The 16,609-nt window shown below is 59.8% G+C and carries 11 protein-coding genes and 1 pseudogene; 2 read left to right on the plus strand and 10 right to left on the minus strand.

What is annotated here, in order from left to right; genetic code table 11:
* The 9 genes and pseudogenes from CK226_RS03820 to CK226_RS03855 all read right to left on the minus strand — a co-directional run.
* Positions 1 to 365, minus strand: a pseudogene (locus CK226_RS03820) (transposase); the annotation flags it as partial.
* Positions 366 to 401: 36 nt separating this feature from the next.
* Positions 402 to 533: a hypothetical protein gene (locus CK226_RS35990; protein WP_280951465.1), complete on the minus strand. Its 132-nt coding sequence runs from the start codon at positions 531 to 533 to the stop codon at positions 402 to 404.
* A gap of 70 nt (positions 534 to 603) precedes the next feature.
* Positions 604 to 1,041, minus strand: coding sequence for an ankyrin repeat domain-containing protein (locus tag CK226_RS03825; RefSeq protein WP_095791089.1), 438 nt, complete (start codon positions 1,039 to 1,041; stop codon positions 604 to 606).
* Entirely contained in the window at positions 1,038 to 3,119 is a 2,082-nt protein-coding gene (locus tag CK226_RS03830; RefSeq protein ID WP_095791090.1) for an RHS repeat-associated core domain-containing protein, read from the minus strand. The genes CK226_RS03825 and CK226_RS03830 overlap by 4 nt, the downstream gene beginning before the upstream one ends.
* Before the next feature lie 72 nt (positions 3,120 to 3,191).
* On the minus strand, positions 3,192 to 3,659 hold the full coding sequence (locus CK226_RS03835; protein WP_095791091.1) for an Imm26 family immunity protein: 468 nt from the start codon (positions 3,657 to 3,659) through the stop codon (positions 3,192 to 3,194).
* An 80-nt stretch (positions 3,660 to 3,739) separates the two neighbouring features.
* Positions 3,740 to 4,339: a transposase gene (locus CK226_RS03840; protein WP_245437649.1), complete on the minus strand. Its 600-nt coding sequence runs from the start codon at positions 4,337 to 4,339 to the stop codon at positions 3,740 to 3,742.
* Positions 4,340 to 4,472: 133 nt separating this feature from the next.
* The gene (locus CK226_RS34305) at positions 4,473 to 5,015 is read right to left on the minus strand and encodes a hypothetical protein (RefSeq protein WP_179300964.1); all 543 of its coding nucleotides are present in this window, start codon (positions 5,013 to 5,015) and stop codon (positions 4,473 to 4,475) included.
* Positions 5,016 to 5,020: 5 nt separating this feature from the next.
* Positions 5,021 to 11,248: an RHS repeat-associated core domain-containing protein gene (locus tag CK226_RS03850; protein ID WP_095791093.1), complete on the minus strand. Its 6,228-nt coding sequence runs from the start codon at positions 11,246 to 11,248 to the stop codon at positions 5,021 to 5,023.
* 345 nt (positions 11,249 to 11,593) lie between these two features.
* A complete protein-coding gene (locus CK226_RS03855) occupies positions 11,594 to 12,232 on the minus strand; it encodes a MarR family winged helix-turn-helix transcriptional regulator (protein WP_095791094.1) in 639 nt (212 codons plus the stop codon).
* 118 nt (positions 12,233 to 12,350) lie between these two features.
* On the opposite strand from CK226_RS03855, the gene CK226_RS03860 reads away from it, so the two are divergent.
* On the plus strand, positions 12,351 to 13,880 hold the full coding sequence (locus tag CK226_RS03860; RefSeq protein ID WP_095791095.1) for an MDR family MFS transporter: 1,530 nt from the start codon (positions 12,351 to 12,353) through the stop codon (positions 13,878 to 13,880).
* A 171-nt stretch (positions 13,881 to 14,051) separates the two neighbouring features.
* On the plus strand, positions 14,052 to 15,071 hold the full coding sequence (locus CK226_RS03865; protein WP_095791096.1) for an NADP-dependent oxidoreductase: 1,020 nt from the start codon (positions 14,052 to 14,054) through the stop codon (positions 15,069 to 15,071).
* Between the two features lie 184 nt (positions 15,072 to 15,255).
* Here CK226_RS03865 and CK226_RS03870 read toward each other — a convergent pair whose 3' ends face one another.
* Entirely contained in the window at positions 15,256 to 16,578 is a 1,323-nt protein-coding gene (locus CK226_RS03870) for an MFS transporter (RefSeq protein ID WP_095790588.1), read from the minus strand.
* Positions 16,579 to 16,609: the final 31 nt, after the last annotated feature.

Below are 16,609 nucleotides of genomic sequence, written 5' to 3' on the forward strand. Positions count from 1 at the left end.
GCCACGGCATCCGTCTCGACCAGATCGTACGGCCCGCTCGATGATGGCGGACGGTGCCTCATTGGCTGCAGATCGGCAGCGCCATCGGGCTCACCTGTCAGATGCGCCCGAGCGCTTGACCAGGGCCAATCGGCCGCCTGTTTCACCAGCCCTGAGCGCACCGGGTTCAGTCCGACATACCGTACCGCCGACAACAGGTGGTCCTCGTCCATCGCGATGGCACCGATGCGGCCTTGCCAGAAATGTCCGGTTTTCTTCTGCCGCGCATGGATGATGCCCGCATAGGCGCGGTGCACCTTGGCGAGCGCGCGCCGCAGGCCATCGGCGTCGGTCGGCGTCAGGACCATGTGCACATGGTTCGGCATCAGGCACCATGCCCAGATGCCGACATTGGCGGCGCGTCAATGCTTGACCAGCAGGGTCTTGTAGAGCGCGTAATCCCCGGGGGTGAAAAACACTTTGGCGCGCCCGTTGCCACGTTGCGTGACGTGGTGCGCCAGATCGGGAACGACGATACGGGCAAGGCGAGCCATATACTCAAACCAAGAGTGACGGACTTCCATAGCAGGCATGGCAGGCAATTAGTGCACTGTCACCGTAATTCTAATTTTTTTCAGAGTCTTTGGATATAATACTCTGCCAGAAAGCAGATTCTGTGTGTTTGTAGTTTTTAAGATATGAAATCTGTACCGGATCAGCTAAAAATCGCCCTCCATAAGAGATTATTTTTTGAGCGCACTCGACGCAATTGGCAATTGCTGCAAAGTAAAGCGGGCTTGCTCCTCCGTATGTCGTATTGGGATTGCCATTATACTTCAAAATTAACTCGACCATAGAAATGTCTTTTCCGTTAACTGCTGCCAACAACGGAGTAACTCCGTCAGTCGTCGTACAATTCGCATCGTAGCCACTTTTTAGCGCGGCTTCGGCTTTATCTGTATTTTTAGAGATTATCGCGTCAAATAAATCGCCTCCTCTATCGCAGTATCCACTAATTATAGCTGTGATAGAGATCACAGAAAATATCTTGATAATCCTCATTGTGAATATCCAATTCTTGAAAGGGCTTGATCTGCTCCCATGCTGCCTCTAGAAATGTTTATTGTGCGACTCGGAACCGATAGACTTTCCGCAAGATTATCGTTGAGAGCTGCCGGTGTGCCTACGGGAAATCCACTATTGATGTTTATCCCAGCAGATTTTAAAGCGGACGAAAGTTGATCAGCGCAATTATTTGTCAGCATAGGCGCAGTTTGATCACATTTCTTCACATAATAATCTGCAATCTTCTCATCTTGATCTTTCGTTGTTTTTATTGTGGTTACGACCTGATCTCTAACAGGTATCTGCTGGCCCATAAAATCCTTCGCCGAAGATCCGAACGGCGTTCCGGTTCCTGGGGAATAAACACCTTTTCCGTCGACCAAGACCGAGACGTGACCAAAAACATTCTTGCTGTCCACTCGCTGTTTTCCGTAAACAATATGAACATCCGCAACTTTTTGGCCGACTTCATTCTTTTTCTTATCTTTGACATTTTCTAGGCCTTTTGCAGCCTTGTCTCCTGCTGCTTGCAGATCTTTCGACTTCGTGCTGCTGTCTGCCGCCTTGGAGCCCCCTTCAGCCCCCAGGGGCTCCTTGCCTTCGTTCGGATCGATGGCATGTCCGTTCTGATCACTCTTATTGACCGGATCGTTCTGAGCATAGGCGTATCGGTTAGTACCGACGTCCGGCAATGTCGGATCCCAATCATCCGGCGAAATGAACCGCCCCAGCACCGGATCCATATACCGCGCATTGAGATACAGCAGCCCGGTCTCTGGATCGAAGCGTTCGCCGATGTAGCTCTTCTGCGTCTGGAAGCCGGTGTTGAGGCGCTCGCCGTAGGTGGCGTAGTTGGTTTGCTCGACGATGGCGCCCGAGGCATCGGTGACCATGCGCACCGAGGCCAGGTGGTCGCGGTGCAGGAAGTATTTGACGCCGTTGACGACCTTGATGTCGGGATGGGGGTAGCGGGTGTAGATTTCCGCGCCCGGTGTCGCCGGGTCGATCTCGACGGACGCGTCGGGATAGAGCGTCGTCGCATAGCTCGATGTTTTCTTTGCCCGTGCTCCGTCAGGACCATAGGCAAGGTTGACGGTGTTGGAGGCGAGGCTGACCGTCTTCAGCCGGTTGGCCTCGTCCCAGCTCAGCGTGCGGCTGCCGTCCGATGTGAGATTGCCATTGGCGTCATAGGCCATCGCATTGGCACCAACACTGACGGGTGCATGCGGGCGAGGGGATGTGGCCGCGGGATAGACATAGCTGCCGGCCACACGGCTGCGTGAGATCAGATTGTCGTTGGCGGCATAGACGAAGCTTTCGCTCAAGCTGGTGTTGCCCAGATTGGTGCTTGAGGTCAGCCTATCGGCATTGTCATGGCCATAGGTCCAGCTCCCGGAGGCAGTGAGCCCCGTGGTGCCGGTGATGCGGCCGAGAGCGTCACGCGCATATTGCTCATCGAGGAGAACGGTTGCGCCCTTCGAGGTGGTGACGCGCGTCACCCAGCGGCGCGTCGGCGAATAGGTGAAGCTTGTCTTCACGCCATTGGCGTAGGTGATCTCCTTCGTCTGGCCATCGGCTTCGTAGACGGTCGAGGTGATGTAGCCGGGAGCCGAGTAGAGCCTGTTGCCGGCGGTGTATTGCAGCGGGTCGTCCCAAGTGCCGAACCACAGGTCCGACGGCGCCTGATAATTCTTCAAGATCGTTTGGCCGGACCTGTCATGGATATCGACCGTGATGTGCGTCAGGCCGGCAAGGGTCGTGTCATGCCGGCCAAGCTTGCCAAGCCCGTCATAATTGTAGCTGTGCGTCGCTGCCGCATTGGTCGAGGTGGTGAGCTGGCCGATATTGTACCAATAGCTTGGAGCCGCCTGGTCATAGGTGTTCTGGGTCAGCACAACCGGGCTGCCGCCAGGTGCCGTTGCCGTCTTCAGCGTCAGCCGGTCCATCTGGTCGTAGCTGAGATTGGTGACCGTGCCCCTGGCGTCGGTCTGTTTGATCAGCCGGTTGGCGGCATCGTAGGTGTAGGTCCAGGTGCCGAGATCAGGATCGGTCGCCGACAGCCGGTTGCCGAGCATGTCTTAAGTGTAGGTCCAGGTCGAGCCGCTGGTGTCGGTAAGGCCGATCAAATAGTTGCGCTGGCTGCCTAATCAAATGGGATCTAGCTGCTTGGTCATAAGCAATTCGACTGCCCCATACCCATGTAAACCATCAGGCTCCAAGTCGACGGCGACTGACGCTACGCGATCTTGACGCTCCAGCTTCGATGGATCTGAATCGGAATATTTCCGAATTAAAATTTGACCAGATAAGATATCTCTGTGCATAAATTCTGGAATAGGCCATTCATCTGCAATCCATTTATTCATTTTTCCAATAGTTGGCCAGCTTCCATTGATCAACCCTAGATCGCCACACCTTATGCATCTAATCGCGTCCTCGGGCATTAGTTTATAAAGCTCATCTTCGTTTGGCAGGTGTAACCGTTTTGGCCCAAAGAGATATATCAGAATGATTTTTCCCTTCGGAGCCATACGAGCCACCAAACCTACCCCATAGCCGCTCGATCGCAACGGAATGGCAAATACGGTCCCTTCCTCATAGGGTAATTTTTTCATCTCTATTCTACTCTATCCCTAAGAAGGATTTTGCTGAATCCATATAGCTTGAGAAATTTGGGAATTACGGTGACAACGCACTAATTTTGCCCCACCGGCCCTCGCATCCCTGGTTTCACAGCTCTTCCAGTTTGCGCGGCAATCCGGCTAAGAAGCGCCTCGCCGCCCACCGGCCGGCCGATGCTCTCGGCCTTGCGTAGGGCGTCGAAGGCCACGGCATCCGTCTCGACCAGATCGTACGGCCCGCTCGATGATGGCGGACGGTGCCTCATTGGCTGCAGATCGGCAGCGCCATCGGGCTCACCTGTCAGATGCGCCCGAGCGCTTGACCAGGGCCAACCGGCCGCCTGTTTCACCAGCCCTGGGCGCACCGGGTTCAGTCCGACATACCGTACCGCCGACAACAGGTGGTCCTCGTCCATCGCGATGGCACCGATGCGGCCTTGCCAGAAATGTCCGGTTTTCTTCTGCCGCGCATGGATGGTGCCGGCATAAGCGCGGTGCACCTTGGCGAGCGCGCGCCACAGGCCGTCCGGGTCGGCCGGCGTCAGGAGCAGGTGAACATGGTTCGGCATCAGGCGCCATGCCCAAATGCCGACATTGGCGGCGCGGCAATGCTCGACCAGCAGGGCCTTGTAGAGCGATAGTCCCCGGGTGTGAAAAACACTTTGGCGCGCCAATTGCCGCGTTGCGTCACGTGGTGCGGTAGGGCGGGAATGACGATGCGGGCGAGGCGAGCCACGCGGTCAATCTACACGCAAAGCGGAGCGGTCAAAGAAAAAGTGCACTGTCGCCGTAATTCCATTCTAAATATCAAACTCTAGTGAAACGCAACCCCGTCAATCTTTCTGAGTCATATATATTCTTAAAATTATCAGAAACAATTATGTGAAATCTTGTTCCGAAATTATCATTCAGTCGAAACACGTCGAAGCTCGTTTTGAATCCATTAATTACTTTTAAATCATGGATTCTATATATATCCCCATCGTCAAACGTTTCATAGGATGATCTTGCAAAATCGAAGCCACCAATTTCTTCCATTGGAACATATATCTCAAGGTCATACTTATCGGTTCGCGCTGTATATGAAGTGTGCTTACCTCGCGAAATAACATGACCAAAAAGATCGAATATTTCGCGTTTTGCAAACAAAACCCCTAGCTGGGAAGTCGGCACAAAGTCCCCTACGGGGAGCGCTCGCTCATCGTCGAAACGAAAGCTCAGCTTTCTTTGGTCGATCTTGCGTGCACCTTCCATCTCCAAAAAATCTTGCGATCCATAGTCGTTTCCGTCATCAACAAGAATGCTGTAATTTCTTGAGTCCTGTTCAGCCCTCCAATACATTTTAGTCATTCACCTCAGAATTTTGTTCTACCAGAATCAACATCTTTCGCCCACGCATCCGCAGCGCTTCTCTCACTCCGCGCCCCGCTCGAAATCTCACTATCAACTTTAGACATTTCTTTTTCTAGTTTGCCGAGAATAGCCTCCGCCTGCTTTTTTGTTCGAGCCAGACCTAGCTCCTGCGCCACCATCCTAGAATACAAATTCGTATGCTTCCCAACATGATTGGCCAACCCGATGCCATTTTCAACAGAATTCAGGCCAATTCCAAATCTAGCAAGTTGAGCGCGTGCTGCGGCAGCCATTCTATCCGTTAATTCGACAATGTGGTGTGCCTTCTGCCCCATTGTTTGTTTTCCTGCGGCGATTAGGGTTTTGGAAAACACCCCAGTTCGAGTGCCAGCGTTGGAGAGCTGCGAGACTACGCCTGGTGCAACTTTGGAGATTACCCCGGCTCCAACTGTAGCGGGAGCAACGATACCCACTTCAGCAGCGGCAGTCTCGGTCGTAAATAGTGTTAGCCCAGGGAACCTAGTGAAGGCCGCAGCGGCGACTTCGGGTGCTGCGACCGCCGCAGTTCCACCCAATACGATCCCTCCCATGAGCATAGTGGCGTTATTGCCCTGACTAAGCCAGCCCCCGTCTTCAAATGACACGGGGTCATCGGGACCTGGTGCGAAGTCGCCCATTACGGTATACGCATGCCCGTTTGGATCGCTCTTGTTAATCGGGTCATTCTGGGCATACGCATAACGGTTGGTGCCAACGTCAGCGAGTGTCGGATCCCAATCATCCGGCGAGATGAACCGCCCCAACACCGGATCCATATACCGCGCATTGAGATACAGCAGCCCGGTCTCGGCATCGAAGCGCCCGCCTATATAGCTCTTCTGGGTCTGGAAGCCGGTGTTGAGGCGCTCGCCGTAGCTGGCGTAGTTGGTTTGCTCGACGATGGCGCCCGAGGCATCAGTGACCATGCGCACCGAGGCCAGGTGGTCGCGATGGAGGAAATATTTGACGCCGTTGACGACCTTGATGTCGGGATGGGGATAGCGGGTGTAGATTTCCGCGCCCGGTGTCGCCGGATCGATCTCGACATCGGCGTCGGGATAGAGGGTCGTGGCGAAGCTCGATGTTTTCTTTGCCCGTGCTCCGTCAGGACCATAGGCAAGGTTGACGGTGTTGGAGGCAAGGCTGACCGTCTTCAGCCGGTTGGCCTCGTCCCAGCTCAGCGTGCGGCTGCCGTCGGAGGTGAGATTGCCGTTGGCGTCATAGGCCATCGCATTGGCGCCAACGCTGACGGGTGCGTGCGGACGAGCTGCGCTCGCCGCGGGGTAGACATAGCTGCCGGCGACACGCGTGCGTGAGAGCATGTTGTCGTTCGCGGCATAGACGAAGCTTTCGCTCAAGCTGGTGTTGCCCAGATTGGTGCTTGAGGTCAGCCTATCGGCATTGTCATGGCCATAGGTCCAGCTGCCGGAGGCGGTGAGCCCCGTGGTGCCAGTGATGCGGCCAAGAGCGTCACGCGCATATTGCTCATCGAGGAGAACGGTTGCGCCCTTGGACGTGGTGACGCGCGTCAGCCAGCGGCGGGTCGGCGAATAAGTGAAGCTTGTCTTCACGCCATTGGCGTAGGTGATCTCCTTTGTCTGGCCATCGGCCTCGTAGATGGTCGAGGTGATGAAGCCGGGGGCCGAATAGAGCTTGTTGCCGGCAGTGTATTGCAGCGGGTTGGTCCAGGTGCCGAACCACAGGTCCGACGGCGCCTGATAATTCTTCAGGATCATTTGGCCGGACCTGTCATGGATATCGACCGTGGTGTGTGTCAGGCCGGCAATCGTCGTGTCATGCCGGCCAAGCTTGCCAAGCCCGTCATAATTGTAGCTGTGCGTCGCTGCCGCATTGGTCGAGGTGGTGAGCTGGCCGATATTGTACCAAGAGCTTGGAGCCGCCTGGTCATAGGTGTTCTGCGTCAGCACAACCGGGCTGCCGCCGGGTGCCGTTGCCGTCTTCAGCGTCAGCCGGTCCATCTGGTCGTAGCTGAGATTGGTGACCGTGCCCCGTGCATCGGTCTGTTTGATCAGCCGGTTGGCGGCATCGTAGGTGTAGGTCCAGGTGCCGAGATCGGGATCCGACGCCGACAGCCGGTTGCCGAGCATGTCGTAGGTGTAGGTCCAGCTCGAGCCGCTGGTGTCGGTAAGGCCGACCAGCCGGCCCAGCACGTCGAAGGTGCGGGTTTGCGCCAGCTGAAGACCGGCGAAGTCGCGAACCACGCCCGCGACATCGCCGCGCGTCGACCATGCCGTCCGGGTTTGGTGGCCGAGCTCGTCGGTCATTGTCGTGCCATGCAGTCGCGGGGTGGTGGTGGGCGCGGTGGTCAGGTCGTTGAGATAGCTGCGCTGGCTGCCATCCGGATTGACGGTCTTCGTCAGCCGGTCGGCCCAGTCGTAGCTGTTGGTGGTCCACTGCGCGGCATCGTCGACAAAGCGGGGGAATGCCGTGCGCAGGACATTGCCGCGCGGATCGAAGTCGGTATCGGCAATGCGCCTTGGCCCGGCCGCCGTCTCGCCGGGCGTCATGACCCGGTAGACCCGGCCAAGCCCGTCATACCAGGAGATGGTAAAATCCTCACCCGCGCCATTGGGCAGGGGCGTGTATTTGATCAGCGCCTGCGCCCCGGGATTGCCCTCGCTGACAAACTGGTTCCTGACATAGGCGCCGGTGACGCTCTGCGAGATCTGATACGGACGGCAGAACGGATCGTAGGTGAAGGTTTTCACCAGGCCGTTGAAGTCGGTCCTGGTCGCCGGCAGGCCGCAGACAGAATTGTAGGTGGCGGTCGAGACAAAGCGCGTATCGGCGGTCTGCCCGCCCGTCGCGAAGTAACGCGGTGCCCGTTCGGTTACGGGGTAGAGGTGATAGGTGGAGTCATAGTCCCATTCGGTCTTGTGGCCGAGACCGTTGGTGGCCGAGATCTTGTTGCCATAGCTGTCATAGGTAAAGAACTGATGCGTCGCCTTCTGCGGCGTGCCGTAGAGATCATTGTAGTCCGCTGTCCAGGTTACGTTACCCCTGGTCGGCGGCGTGTTGTTATCGGTATGCTGGTTGTCATAGAAGCTCGCCTTGTAGCGGATGAATGGGAACGAATTGTCGAGGCCCGCCTGCGCGGTCTCGATGCGCGGCAGCGACACGATGTAGGCGCTGGTGTTGGGCGCAAACCATTTCTGGGTCCAGGTCTCGTCGCCGCTGGCGTCCGTGCGGCCATAGTCCTTGAGGCTGACGACATTGTTATAGGCGTCAAAGCCGCGCTCGACCCTGAGCGTGTACGTGACATTCTCGATGAACGTCGTGTCGGTCGCCGTGTTCTGCACGGTGTAGGGCTTTGCCGCCGTGTTGACCGCATAGGTCTCGGCCACCTGCTTGTGCATGACACCCGCGCCATCCTTCCACACCGTCAGCGACGGCAGGCCATAGCTTGCCAGATCCTGGCGATAGGTGGTCGTCACCGTCGAGGGTGCCGTCTCGCCATTGGCCAGCGGTTTTGTCTCGACGATCGAGGCGAAGCCCAAGAATTTGCGCGCCGCCGGGTCATACTTGCCACCGGAATACTGATAGGTGCTCACCGCCGTCTGGCCTCGGCCGTCGCTCACCGACAGTTTCGTCACCGCATGCACCACCTGCGGCAGGTAGTTGTTCGTCCAGGTCGAGGACGGCGTGTACTCGGCCGCGACCGTGCCGCCGAGTTCGGTGGTGATCGAGCGCAGCAGGTTCGGATTGCCCGTGCCGGCGTTCGAGATGAACATGGTGCCAGAGGAGAAATTCGCGGTACTGGTAAAGTCCGGGAGGCCGTCGCCGTTGAAGTCGCCGACAACCGTGCCCGCCGTCAGAGGCACCGGCAGCGTGAACTCCACTGGCGTCATCGCCGTAGATGACGGACGCAGCGAGAACACCCTGACAGGGCCGGTTCGAGGCTGCCCCGATGTAATCGTGCCGCCAATGGTGATGGCGGACGCTTTGCCGCTATTGTCGAAGTCGCGAAGCACTGCGGTCGTGCCCGGGATTGACGAGACCGTGTAGTTCTTGAAGCCAACCCCGGTCGACAGCCAGACCTGTGTGTTGCCGTTGGTGCCATTGTAGACAACCACGTCCGTTGCACCATCGCCGTTGACATCCGCCAATACGCAACTGCCAACTGCCCCGGAATAAGCTCCATTGGAGCATGCTATGGGAAACGAGGTCGCGCCCGGCTGCCATTTGCCGTTCGAAAGCACCCCCTTCGTCGACGTTCCGTTGGGACCCCAGAAGAGCGGCTGTCGTTTGCCATTACCCAGGAAATCGCCAACGCCCTTCACTTGGTACGTGGAGTTGCTGGGGGTCAAGGTATCGACTCCGGTCCCGTTTGCATCGGCAACGATCGGTCTGCCAGTTGACGTGAGGGCGCTGCAAACCGCTTCGTAGCCCGCCGGTCCTGTGGAACCGCAAGCCGCCTTGGTCAGCGCCAGTTGCGGATCGCTCGTAATTATTGATCCATTGATGACGGTCCTGGTGCCGCCGTTATGACCGAATGGCTCTGAATACGTGGTCTTGGCTGCAAAATCGGTGGTGTTCTTATTTGCAAGGAAGCGACCCGTCTCCACGACGGATTGGTGATCGTCAGGAAGGACTACAATGTGCGACTCCAGCGTTGCTGCAGCCGTGCTCGCTAACCCTCCATTGGAGGCGAATTTGTAGATCCTCTCCGTGGTTGTTTCTGTAGTGGTTGTCTCCCCGCTGCTTCCGCCACTGTGTTGGGTGGTTGTGGCTGAGGATTCTCCAAATATCTCGTCTCGACCGTCGAAATCTAGATCTCCCGCTGACCGTGATGAAAACCCGCCGCCGCCGGCAGGGAATGAAACGCTCACCGTGCCATAAATCCCATCGGTGTTCTGATAGGTCATCTGGGCCATGACCTTCGCGGTGCCGCCGGTGATGGTGCCGTCGGCGGCGACGGTCGCATCGCTGCCGTAGCGCGTGACAGCGGTGAGCCGCGAGGCGTTGGAGAATGGCGCCTGGTCGTAGGTGAGCTTGTAGGCGGTGCGCAGCACGTTGTTGACCCAGACACTGATCGACTTGATGCGTCGGGTCGTCTCGGAGATGTCGCGCCCATTGCCCGTCAGGATCGTATCGGGCCGCGTTTCGTAATGAAAACCGATCACCGTTCTATTGTAGGTGATCATGTTGGGATAACAGACCGGGCTCGCCGGGCATGAGTAGCTGTAGCTGACGGTGTTGTTGTTGGTGTCGGTGACCGAGGTCAGCAGCCAGCGATAGTTCGTGGCAAGGTCAGAGGCCGCCATGCCCGCGACCGCCGCCACCGACTGGAAGGTCGAGACCGTACCATCCCTGTCGGTCACCTTCCATTCATTGGCTGCCGAACTATACGCCATGCGGCGATAGGTTTCATTCTCGGTCGTATGGTTGCCGCCGTTCGAGCAGGACGGCGAGACCATGCCGGCCGTGCAAACAAACATCGGCTGGCCATCGAGCAGAAAGATATCGGTCGCTAGGAACTCGGGCATGCCATAGCCCGGACTCGCCCGCTCGATGACGTCGAAGCCATCGAGACCCCAGGCATAGCCCAGCCAGCCCTGATAGAGGCCGCCGAGCTTGGTCTTGCGCGAGGAATTGTAGTTGAGCGCGATCTGCGGCTCGATGCCGTGGAAGGCGGGAGCGTCGATGGCGATCGAATAGCCGAGATTGCCGTTGCCGGCCGCCTTGGGCAGATCCACCTTCGGCGTGCCGATCGCTTCGGGATCGCCGCTGTCGGTCGTCGTGGTCGCGGCAGCCATTGCCTGCGCCGACGGCTCCTCCGGGGCGGCCTCGGTATCGCTGGTCTTGGCCGTCTCGGTGTCGGCCGCCTTGGTGCCATCTGTACTGCTGCTGCCGTCGCCGGCATTGGCATCGGCCGGTTTGGCGCCGACCTTGGCCGCCGCATCCGGGCTGCCGGTCCCTGATGAACCATCTCCGGTGGACTGCGCTGACGAAGAACTCGACGGGCTGCCCGCGGCCTGGCCGCCGGTTCCCAGTGCCGCCCCGCCATTGCCGTAACCGGCGGCAGAATTTCCGGCAGTCGCGGAAGAGCTTTGGTTCTCCTGCGCGAGTGCTGCCATTCCTGCACTTCGGCTAATATAAGAGAAAGCAGAAATATCCGCGCCAACGACACTCGCGACAAGCACTGCCGCACCAACAAGCAACCGTTTCATGAGTCCCCCGAGCCAAGTTGCTTATCGTTACGCACCTTTCATTTGGTGGATACGACACGCTCTCGTCGCCAGGCCAATATCCACAGACTTATTTTCGGGGGAGAAAAAAGAACACTGCGCAAGCTCAGTGAACGGATCGAGCATCTTTCGAATGATGCATAGCCGGCATAGAAAGGCGGCGGAGAATTTCATGGTGGCGAGCGCTGCACTTGGCATCCGCCAAGGATGGGCACGGACAACTCTTCGCCAGCTCTATCGCCTTCGGCGGCAATGATCCATGCGCGCGCCTGTCGTGCGCTTCATCGGTTCGTGCCAACTCCGGCTGGCTGTCGAACCCGGCAGGCCCTACACCGGTTCCGTCTCGTCCATCATCTGCTTGACGGCGTCGGCGGCCCTGCTCATCCCTGCTTCATCGATCGCCCAGCCGGCGAAGCGTTCCAGCAGGGTGGCGAACGTCACCAGCTCCTGCTCGTCCCATTGCGCCAGTGCCTCGGCGAAAATCCGCCATTTGGTCTGGCGCACCGCCGTCACCAGGCGCTCGCCCCTGGCGGTGAGCCTGAGGCAAATGCGGCGGGCATCGAGTTGCGATGCGACGCGCAAGGCGTAGCCGCGCTCGACGATATCGGCCGAGATGCGGCTGGCGCGGGACGGGTCGATCCCCAGGCGCTCGGCGATGTTGCCGACCGTCACCTCGTCCGGCGGCGTGTCGCCGACGGCCGGATTGTGCGCGATGGCGATGATCACATCGAGATGGCTCACCTCCAGCGAAGGGTCGATGCGGGCCAGGATCAAGCGACCGAAGTCCCGGCGCTGGATGGAGCGGCGTACCTTGTTCAGCACCGCATCGATTGCGGCGACGGCGTCGGCCGCCGCTTCGGACAGGCCGTTGCTGCGCGCCAGATCGGCGAGATTCTGATCGCCATGCGTCTGGCATACGCCGGAAAATCGGTCGGCCTTGCCCGGCCCGGTATCGTTGCTGCTCATGTCACAGCGCGCTAGCAAAAATATATGCCGATGTCAATTACATGCTTATAGCATATATTTGATATTGACATATATCTGCTGCGGGCACATAAACCGGTCCCGAACGTCGGAGACACCCATGAGCATCGACTCGACCCTCCCGGACGCGCCGCCCGCAGAGGCCGTGGCCAGGCCCGACATGACGACGTTGGTCGTCTATTGCGGCGCGCTGATCGCCATGTTCATGGCCACCATCGACATGCAGATCGTCGTTACCGCCTTGCCCACCATTGCCGGCGAACTCGGCAACCTGCATCTGTTCGGCTGGGTCGGCGCCGCCTATCTGCTATCCACCGCCGCCGTGGCGCCCTTCTATGGCAAGCTCGGCGACATGTATGGCCGCAAGAACGTGGTGTTGACGGCGATCGCCTTGTTCCTGCTGGGTTCGCTGGTCTGCGGCATGGCCTGGTCCATGGAGAGCCTGATCGCGGCGCGCGTCCTGCAAGGCATCGGCGGCGGCGGCCTGATGGTCTCGGCCTTCGCCATGATCGGCGAACTGTTCGGGCCGCGCGACCGCGCCAAATACCAAGGCTACAGTTCGGCGGTGTTCGCCCTGTCGTCGGTCCTCGGTCCCTTGGCCGGCGGCTATATCACCAGCCTGTTCGGGTGGCGCTGGGTGTTCCTGGTCAATCTGCCGATCGGCATCGTCGTGCTGGCGATCCTGGCATTCGCCATGCGCAGCCGGTTCAACGAGAAGAGGCACAGCATCGACTATCTGGGCGGCTTGCTGCTGGCCATCGGCACCACGGCAATCGTCTATTGGGGCTATCATGTGCTCGACCCCGCCGGGCCGGACCTGCTCACCTTCGTGCTGCCGGTCGTCGCGCTGGCGGCAATCGCCTCGTTCATCCTGGTCGAGCGGCGGGCCGAGGAGCCGATCGTGCCCTTGCGGCTGTTCGGCAATTCGACCGTGCGCATCGTCTCGGGTGTGTCGGTGGTCGCCGGATCGGTGACGCTCGGCATGTTCTTCTATTTCGCGCTCTACATGCAGACGTTGACCGGGCTCAGTCCGGCCGAAGTCGGCTTCCTGTTCCTGCCGGCTTCCCTGACCTCGATGGTCATCTCGATCGTGGCCGGGCGGGTGATTGCCGCGACCGGCCGCTACAAATGGATGCCAGTGGTGGCGATGGCTATTGGCGGGCTGTTGATGATAGGTTTTGTCTTCATCAATTCGCACACGCCGATCTGGGTGCTGGCGGTGATGATGGGCCTGTTCGGCATCAGCATGGGCCTGCAGTTCCAGGTGCTGATCGTGGCGATCCAGGCCGCGGCACCGCTGCAGGATATCGGCGCGGTGACGTCGCTGATCACCCAGGCGCGCACGATAGGGGCATCGCTGGGACTGGCGCTGAACGGCGCGGTGATGACCTGGGCTCTGAACCGGCAGACCTCGCAGCTTCCCGCCGATGCCGCCGCTCTGCTGCCGGATGGCTTGACCGGGCTGATCCCGCATCTGGCGTCAAGCCTGCCGGCCGCGGCCCGCGACGTGGTGCTCGCCCATTATTCGAGTGGTTTCAACGTGATGTTCATCTGGGTGGCGGCGCTCTATTTCGTCGCCATGGCGCTGACGCTTCTGCTCGAGGATATCCAGATCCCGAAACGGGCTTGAGCCCGAGCATCCCCCGGCGGCCACTCTCCAGCCATGCGGTGTCGCAGCTGGTGAATCCGACGAGGACGTTTGCACCGGACGACAGTATAAGGGGGTCGACGCCGCACGAGAATCCCGGCCCAATAGCCGCACCTGTTCTTGGCGTGGAATGTTGTTCAAAGGGAGCAGCCAATGTCGACTGAGACGAACATTCGCATCGTGCTTGCGGCGCGACCGCAAGGCCGGCCGAAGCCGAGCGATTTTCGCATCGAGTCCGTTGGGATCACCCAGCCGGGCGAGGGCGAACTGTTGCTGCAGATCCTCTATCTGTCGCTTGATCCCTATATGCGCGGCCGCATGAACGCCACCAAATCCTATGCCAAGCCGGTCGAGATCGACGGCGTGATGGAGGGCGGCACCGTTGCGCGCGTCGTCAGATCCCGCCATGCCGGTTTCGCCGAAGGCGATATCGTGCTGTCGCACTCGGGATGGCAGGGCTTCGCCCTGTCCGACGGTGTCGGGCTGCGCAAGCTCGATCCCGCGGCGGCTCCAGTCACCACCGCACTCGGCGTGCTTGGCATGCCGGGCTTTACCGCCTATGCCGGCCTGCTCACCATCGGGCAGCCAAAGGCCGGCGAGACAGTGGTCGTGGCGGCGGCGAGCGGGGCGGTCGGCTCGGCTGTCGGCCAGATCGCACGCATCAAGGGCGCGCGCGCCGTTGGCATCGCCGGCGGCGCCGACAAATGCGCCTTCGTGCGGCGGGAGCTCGGTTTCGACGCGGTCGTCGACCACCGGGCCGACAATTTCGCCGAGCAGTTAAAGGCTGCCTGTCCCGATGGCATCGACGTCTATTTCGAGAATGTCGGCGGTCCTGTCTGGGATGCGGTGTTTCCGCTGCTCAACGAGTTCGCGCGTGTGCCTGTCTGCGGGCTGATCGCTCAATACAACACCATCGCGGCTTCCGCCGCCGACCGGCTGCCGACGCTGATGCAACAAGTGCTCCACCGCAGCCTGTCGATCAGGGGCTTCATCCAGCGCGAATTTGTCGACCAGCGCCCCGTCTTCTATCGCGATATGGCCGGGTGGATCGCGTCCGGCCAGGTCCGCTACAGGGAAGATATAGTGGATGGCCTGGAGAACGCGCCGCAGGCTTTCCTGGGCCTTCTCGAAGGCAGGAACTTCGGCAAACTCATCGTGCGGGTAGCGCAATAACTGCATCTCGCAAAGCGAAGCGGCGTCCCGCTGGCCGATTGGCCGGCAGGGTGCTCGATTCCATTTTGTGGTCCTTCCGCGCAAAATACGCATGCCGTATTGGGCAGGCGAGCATGGCAATGGCCTGCCGGGCCGGTTCGACCTTGCAATCGACCGCACCATCCGTAATCGCGAACTGGGCGGATCAGTCGGGCTGACGGTCCGCGGCCGGACGGCGCCTGTCGATCCACAGGGCAAGCAACGTGCAGGCAGCGCCCGACAGCAGATAGGCGCCGGCGGCGATGAGGCCGAAATTGCCGGCCAGCAGCAGGGCTGCGAGCGGCGCGAAGCCGGCGCCGAACATCCACGCCAGATCCGAAGTGATCGCCGAGCCGGTATAGCGATATTGCCGCGAAAAGCTCGAGGCGACGACGCCCGACGATTGCCCGAAGCTCAACCCCAGCAGGATGAAGCCCAGCACCATGAACAGCGCCTCGCCGACTGCGCCGCCGTCCAGGAGCTGCGGGGCAAAGCCGCTGAAGGTCGCGATGGCGATCGCCGAACCGCCGAGCAGCGCACGGCGTCCGACGCGATCGGCCAGTGGCCCCGATGCGACGATGGCCGCAATGCCGAACAGCGCGCTCACCGCCTCGATCATCAGGAAGCGTGCCGGCCCCTCATTGGTGAACAGGAACACCCAGGAAAGCGGAAACACCGTGACCATGTGGAACAGGGCGAAACTCGCCAGCGGCGCGAAGGCGCCGATGACGACGTTGTGGCCCTCGGCCCTGATCGTATCCCTGATGCGCGTCGGCTGCAGGTCACCGCTCTCGTACAATTTCGAGAATTCAGGCGTGACGACAATGCGCAGCCTGGCGAACAGGGCCACGACGTTGATGGCGAAGGCGACGAAGAAGGGATAGCGCCAGCCCCAGGAGAAGAAGTCGTCGGCCGACAGGTTGGCGACGAAGAAGGCGAAGAGGGAGCTTGCCACGATAAGGCCGATCGGCGCGCCCAACTGCGGGATCATGGCATAGAAGCCGCGCCGGTTCTGCGGCGCGTTCAGCGCCAGCAGCGAGGGCAGTCCGTCCCATGTTCCGCCGAGCGCCAGCCCCTGGCCGATGCGGGCAAGCGCCAAAAGCCACACCGCGACCGCTCCGATGTCGCCATAGGCCGGCAGAAACGCGATGGCGACGGTCGACGTGCCGAGCAGGAACAGCGCGATCGTCAGTTTCGCGCCGCGGCCATAGGCGCGGTCGATGGCCATGAACAGCACGGAGCCGAACGGACGCGCGACGAAGGCCAAAGCGAAGATGCAGAAGGAATAGAGCGTGCCGACGAGCGGATCGTGAGTCGGGAACACCAGCTTGGGAAACACGATGACGGAGGCGATCGCATAGACGAAGAAGTCGAAGAATTCCGACGTCCTGCCGACGATCACGCCGACCGCGATATCGCCCGCGCTGACCTGGCCATGATGCGAGCCGATCAGTTCGCTGTTCGTTTCGGCAGTCGAAGTCTGAGCCATCTTATCCGTCGCCACCGCGTGGAATGAAGTG

The organism is Mesorhizobium sp. WSM4311, assembly GCF_002295115.1.
Classification (GTDB): domain Bacteria; phylum Pseudomonadota; class Alphaproteobacteria; order Rhizobiales; family Rhizobiaceae; genus Mesorhizobium.